Origin of the sequence: Ruegeria sp. HKCCA4633, from assembly GCF_013034605.1 — a bacterium.
In the GTDB taxonomy this organism is placed as follows: Bacteria; Pseudomonadota; Alphaproteobacteria; order Rhodobacterales; family Rhodobacteraceae; genus Ruegeria.
Genome location: NZ_WQGJ01000010.1, coordinates 118,344 through 124,343, shown reverse-complemented (window position 1 = coordinate 124,343; position 6,000 = coordinate 118,344). Strand labels below are relative to the sequence as shown.

The window sequence follows — 6,000 nt, the reverse complement described above, 5'->3', positions numbered from 1 at the left end:
AGGGCTTCTCTATGTCCTAACAGACGATGCCAAGAAATCGCGGCTTTATGTTTTTAATATCCCCAAATTTTGATCGCTAGAGAATGAAGTTCACACCGCCACGATAGCTTCCGCAAGTTGTTGCAGCTAGCTTACCACTCCTCTTCGTTGGCCCGCCCTAATCAGAACCGAACGCTTAAGTTTGCACCGAGGCCATGTTCTTGGCCGTTGGAGCGAACTGAATAGCCATATCCTGCCGTTAGTCTGGCCAGATCAGAGATCTGATACCCTAGCCCCAGACCAAGAACGAAGCCGTTTGCTCCTCGGTTTTGACCGACTTGCGTGAACGTGCCAAATATCGGGCTTGTTACAGTGATTTCGTGCTCATTGTCCTTGTTGGCAAAGAAGTCATATTCATACCGGGCAAAGGCGATTGGGGTTAGCAAACCATTCTCTGTCAAGAAATCCCGCTGGTAGTCAATTCCAATAGAAGCGACCAGCGATTCTGCGTTCGCTTTTTCAATCGAGTAATTGAAATCACCACCGCCAGTCTCTGTGCCTGAACCTTGTTGGATACGCCCGTAGTTCAATCCGAAAACCGTAGAAACCCTTGCACCGCTCTCCAGGTTAAACAACTTCCGTGCCTGGATACCGGCGTGGATTCCCTCTTGGTCCAAATCCGATTTAGCCTCGCCCCCCGTAAAGCCATCAACAGAAGGGTTGTTCCGCTTGGCATCAGTTTCACCGAACATGTAACCGATCAGCCCGGAAAACTCCCAGGTTCCTGTTGTTGTACGCCCATAGACGCCCACATGATAGCTGTCGGTCGAAAAGTCCTGATCGACTTGATCGTGTTCATCCATGGAGGATGTCCCAAAACCTGCGTACACGCCGACCACACCTCTATCGGTGCTTGCGACATCCGCTCCGACCAGAATGGTGCCCAGCGAATAGTCGAATGTCCCAAGGCCGTTGCTTCCATCAACGTCCCCGCTCACATAGGCCGTGTCGATCCACCAGCGCCGATCAGAGCAGTCTATTGCGCCACTAGGGCTCTGGGCCGAGTCGATGTCTCCCGATGCAATAGGTTGATCCTCATTGCTGAAGCCGACCGCTTGATACTTGCGGCAGTCAGCGTGGCTCAGCACGGTGTTGGTTATCAGGTCAAGTTGCTCAAGCCCAACGGTCAAATTGGAGGAATAGGGTTCTGCGTGCACACGATTAAACCCAGCCAAACCTGAATTGGTAAGCGTGTTAACGGTATTACCCAAGGTTGAGCCATTGGTCAGATTAGTTCCAGGTGACGTGTTTGTGGTGTTGGCCACCGCACCAGCAAGGTTGCTTGCATTGGGAGATCCAACAACTGATGGGTGTTGTGGTAAACTCGAGACGGGGAGGGTCGAAAACGCTATGTCGATTCTACCGTCCGCGGTTGGCGTGTTTGAGATACTCAGACTGGATAGGGCGGGCAGAGATCCTCCGGCAACAAGAGTTGGGGAGTTTCCATCGAAACGCGAGGCTTGAAAAACCGTGTAGTCGTTGCCAGCAGCATAGTCCTGCGCAGTCAGGCCGAGACGAGCGGCTTCGACTTGTATAGTGGCGCGGTTAATCCCTGTAACGCGCCCGCTGGATGACACCAAATCGGCTTTCTGACCGGCCGTCGGATCGACTTCACTTAAGATCCTTGACCCAGTTTCAAATGCGATACCGCCACTATTGTTAAGCGTACCAATTGAAAAGCCCGGCGAAAGCACCCCTCCGTTCTTAACTGTGAAGTTGAATGCGTTCACGTTTCCCGTTCCGGCCAGCGTGCCAAAATTCTCAAAGTTTACGGTGTTCAAACTGCTTGCCGCATCAAGCCGAACAGTCGTGCCTGCCGCAATCGCCATGTCACTGGTTGAAGAAATCGAACTATTCGTCAGTGTGAAATCAGAAGCCTCGGCAACCCGGGTCTGGATATAGTACGCCCCGAAAACCACTTCGGTAGCCCCCATAACGGTCAGGTTGTCGTAGGTTAACGGTCGGTCTGACTGGAAGTAAACTTCAGTGGGGTCGATATTCGCGCCGTTGAACGGAACGAACGTCATTGATCTGCCGGAACCAATCGAAGTTCCAATGAGGTTCACTCTGAGCTTCCCGTTGATGTTTGTTGCCAATGCTTCCCGGGATACAAAGTCTCCGCTGCCTGCGGCGACATCAACATTCAGAAGAGTTAAAACTGAAGCATTGCTTGGAACGGTATTTTGGCCAGGAACATACAACTCAATTTCACCTGAGGACGTGATAGAGGAGTTACCAATTGTAAGTCCTGTTATGGGTCCGTTTGGGATCGGCAGACACGTGCGTTCCGTCGTTGAGATTGTTTGATTAACGCGAGTGCTTTCAGATCCAGAAGCATACTCTATTCGAGGAGACCCCAATTCTACGCAGGCCTGTGAGCTTTGGGCTTGTGCTTTGGTTGGCGACATCAAATAAGCCAAAATTACGAATGCGATATTCGCCAGAGTGATGAGCTGAGCAATTCGACTTAGTGGGAACGGCCTATTGTTTGTCACCAACTTTCTCCTCTCGCAGTACAAGCGAAGCTACCTTAACTTAGGACTTGAAAAACAAAGTTTATCTTTTTGGATTTTTTGTTGTGGCATATGAGCAAACTCACAACACGGGAAGGTCTGCCCAATGCAGACCTGCTCGTGCAATTACTGCGAGGCAAGACAAGCCGGGTTTTGCATTCCGACCATACGCACCTTTGCGTAGAAGCCGTCGCAAAAGGTCAAGCCTTGAAACGATTTTCCCGAGCTTGACGGGCGCTGAACAGCGCCATTGAGTATAGGCATGGATCATTGGATTTCGGAGTCGATAGCTAAGATCAATGCAGATGCTCACCGCTCCGCCGATACGCACCTTTTCAAGCTAGTAGGCCAAAACTTCTGGACCGAGATTGATCTTATCGAGGGCGCGTCCCTTATTCAGAAACTCGACGAAACCAATTTGAATTTTGAGTTTCAGAGTTTGCCAATTTTCGACAAGATCTGAAAGCTGGTTGACTGAAACCAAGAGAATGAAACAATAAACTGAGCAATGACACGGAGTACGAAGATACTGTTGGCGCTCACCGTATTGACGGTCGGGTTATGCATGTTCCTAGCGGGACGTGCGGTCGAACGTTACCAATATGAGGAGGCCTGCCTAGACTTGGGCGGAGGTCGCCATCCTGGAGATTACCCGATTTGCGTTTTGGAACAGCGTTCTAACTGACGGACGCGTCTCAGTCACGCGGTGATTGGAACAACGAAACTACGAGCACAACGACGCCAATTGCTGCGAGAATGAAAGTCAGCGGCAAAAAGAAGCTTTCTTGCAGAACGCCGTTTGGGTCGACACCGCCATAAAACAGGTGCTCTGAAAGCCCACTTAGTGCTGCAAGGAAAAGGATGACGATACCAAAAAGGCGAAGTTTGGTCATGTCAGGTCTCCAACGGAATGGGCCAATAGTTAGCATCGTTTTTCATACCTGTGAATTGAGGAGCCTAGTTCTTCAATACCTTGATTGCATCGCAATCCAGCCGTAGGCGCGTATAATGCGAATATGACAAGAGATATTGAAGCTAACGCTAAGACAATCGCTGATGCCCTGACCTCTGCCCGGCAGATACCTAAACTGTCTTCAGAGGCAGGACAGCTATCGCTGGATGACGCATATTCGATTGCTAGTCGTGTCCGCGAGATTTTGGGCAAAGAAAGAGTTGGCAGAAAAGTCGGCTTCACGAACCGCACGATTTGGCCTGTTTATGGTGTGGATCAACCCATTTGGGGAGAGGTTCACTCAGATGGGCTGTTTTCGACTGATCAGCCGGTAAACTTGGCAAGGTATTCAGAACCGAGAATCGAGCCAGAAATCGTACTTGGCCTCGGCGATGCGCCGACGGCTGAAATGAACAATGAACAGTTGGCAGGTTGCGTGGAGTGGGTCGCTCCAGGGTTTGAAATCGTGCAATCGATTTATCCCGACTGGAAATTCTCAGTCGAAGATTCAATCGCAGCACAAGGATTGCACGGCTGCCTTGTTCTTGGCGACAAAATCGCGGCGACGCATGATGTTTTGATCGGCTTGGCCGAAGTGCCACTAGCATTGTTCAAGGGCACCGAGGCCATCGAGTCCGGCAAAGGTGAAAACGCGCTTGGAGGCCCAATTGAAGTCCTGGCTCATCTTGTATCTCTGCTCTCCGAAGCCGACCAGCTTCAGGGAGGCGAGCTGGTTACAACCGGTACTTTGACAGACGCATGGCCAGTGTCTCCGGGTGAAGAATGGTCAGCTGGTTTTAGTGGCGTGATGGACACCGAGCTATCGGTACGATTTACATGAGGCTTTGATAGATTGGTGACGCCGACTGCACCAAAGAAAAGTTGCTCTCAATAGCTGACCATGATGGTCTTCCACTGGTTCCATCAATTCTGGGAAGCAAATTACACGATGCTATCCAAATCAGATTACATGATGTTTCTCAGGCACCCTGCCTGGCTATGGATCAAAAAACACGCCAGGCATCTGTTGCCGCCAATTGACCCCTCATTGCAAGCACGCTTTGACGAGGGGCACGCGTTTGAGCCTTATGCAGAGGAGCTTTTTGGTGATCTCGTTCGCCTCGGTTTTTCAGATTTTTCTGAATACCAAGCTCTGCCTGCACGCACTCTGGATGCTTGGAGAGATGGTGCGAACGCCGTGGCTCAGGGACGCTATGAAGATGGAACCATAACTTGCATCTCCGACATCGTGAGCCGCAGCGGCGATGGGTACGTTCTGACAGAGATCAAGAGCGGGACTTCTGCAAAGCCCGAACACACTTTTGATCTCGCATTCCAGCGTGTCGTGCTTGAGGCAGCGGGGTTCCCCATTGCGCGCTGCGAAGTGGCACATGTGAACCGTGATTACGTCAGAAACGGCGAAATCAATCCGCAAGAGCTTGTCAGCATCACTGACATCACGGATGCGGTGACTGAGCAGCTCGAAAAAACACGCACGCGTATCGATCAGGCATTGAGCGTCGTTGCCAGCGGTACGATGCCTGACCCGTCCCCCGAACGTGCGCGCCTTAAATCCTACGGTGAATGGCTGGAAATTCGCGAAAAACTCGACCCACCTCTCGCGCAGGACAGTATCCACCGCCTTCCGTTCATGAATTCGGAAAAAGCCTCCGAACTCATCGCAAATGGGATCACAAAGATTGACGAGATCAGCGATCCATTTGTGTTGGGCAAGTCGACGCAACGCTACTTGAGAGCCACGGCGAATGGTGGGCGCACAATCGATCATCAGGAGTTGAGCAGGTTTCTGAGCGAGATTGTCTATCCGGTTTATTATTTTGACTACGAGACGTCTCAGAGTTTGCTGCCACCCTGGGACGGAACGCGTCCCTATCAGCAAGTGGCTTTCCAGTATTCCTTGCATGTCCAGCATGAGCCTGGCGGAGAAATTGAGCACAGGGAGTATCTCCACCGAGACGCCAGTAACCCGATGCCAGCCTTGCTGAAAAGGCTTCGTGAGGACATAGGAGACGTTGGCTCTTTAGTGGTTTGGTATGCGCCGTTCGAGAAATCGCGCAATACGGAAATGGCGGAAACTTATCCAGAGCATGCAGAGTTCCTGGAAGGCCTAAATGCACGCGTTGTAGATCTGATGAAGCCGTTTGCGGATGAAATGATCAACTATCCTGCGTTCAAAGGAAGCGCCTCTATCAAGGCCGTTCTTCCAGCGTTTTTGCCAGAACTTTCATACGATGATCTGGACATCAAAGAGGGGGCGAGCGCGTCTCGCCTTTGGAAGGACGTAACACTGACCGAACCGGATGATCCAGCGCGCGAGAAGGTCTATTCTGATCTTGTGGCGTATTGCACGCGCGACACTTGGGCAATGGTCGCAATTCATCAGGAATTGCTGGCGATGTGAGCTGTGGCGCGAACCTCAAAACAACTGGCGGTGCTGCTCCCCTAAGGAATACTGCGATCTGAAGGGTGCCACCT

The 6,000-nt window shown here is 51.3% G+C and carries 4 protein-coding genes; 2 read left to right on the top strand and 2 right to left on the bottom strand.

What is annotated here, in order from left to right; translation table 11 throughout:
- Positions 1-161 precede the first annotated feature (161 nt).
- Together GOV85_RS19310 and GOV85_RS19305 are read right to left on the bottom strand one after the other, a co-directional pair.
- Positions 162-2,240 carry an autotransporter outer membrane beta-barrel domain-containing protein gene (locus GOV85_RS19310; RefSeq protein WP_254443001.1) on the bottom strand — a complete coding sequence of 693 codons (2,079 nt, stop codon included), beginning with the start codon at positions 2,238-2,240 and terminating at the stop codon, positions 162-164.
- A gap of 1,007 nt (positions 2,241-3,247) precedes the next feature.
- Positions 3,248-3,445, bottom strand: a complete 198-nt coding sequence (locus GOV85_RS19305; protein WP_170408632.1) for a DUF3955 domain-containing protein — start codon at positions 3,443-3,445, stop codon at positions 3,248-3,250.
- 123 nt (positions 3,446-3,568) lie between these two features.
- Between GOV85_RS19305 and GOV85_RS19300 the strand changes: the two genes are divergently transcribed.
- Positions 3,569-4,345 (top strand): 2-keto-4-pentenoate hydratase, encoded by a 777-nt coding sequence (locus GOV85_RS19300; protein WP_170408633.1) that lies wholly within the window; start codon positions 3,569-3,571, stop codon positions 4,343-4,345.
- A 186-nt stretch (positions 4,346-4,531) separates the two neighbouring features.
- On the top strand, positions 4,532-5,926 hold the full coding sequence (locus GOV85_RS19295; protein WP_171181229.1) for a DUF2779 domain-containing protein: 1,395 nt from the start codon (positions 4,532-4,534) through the stop codon (positions 5,924-5,926).
- The last annotated feature ends 74 nt before the right edge of the window (positions 5,927-6,000 follow it).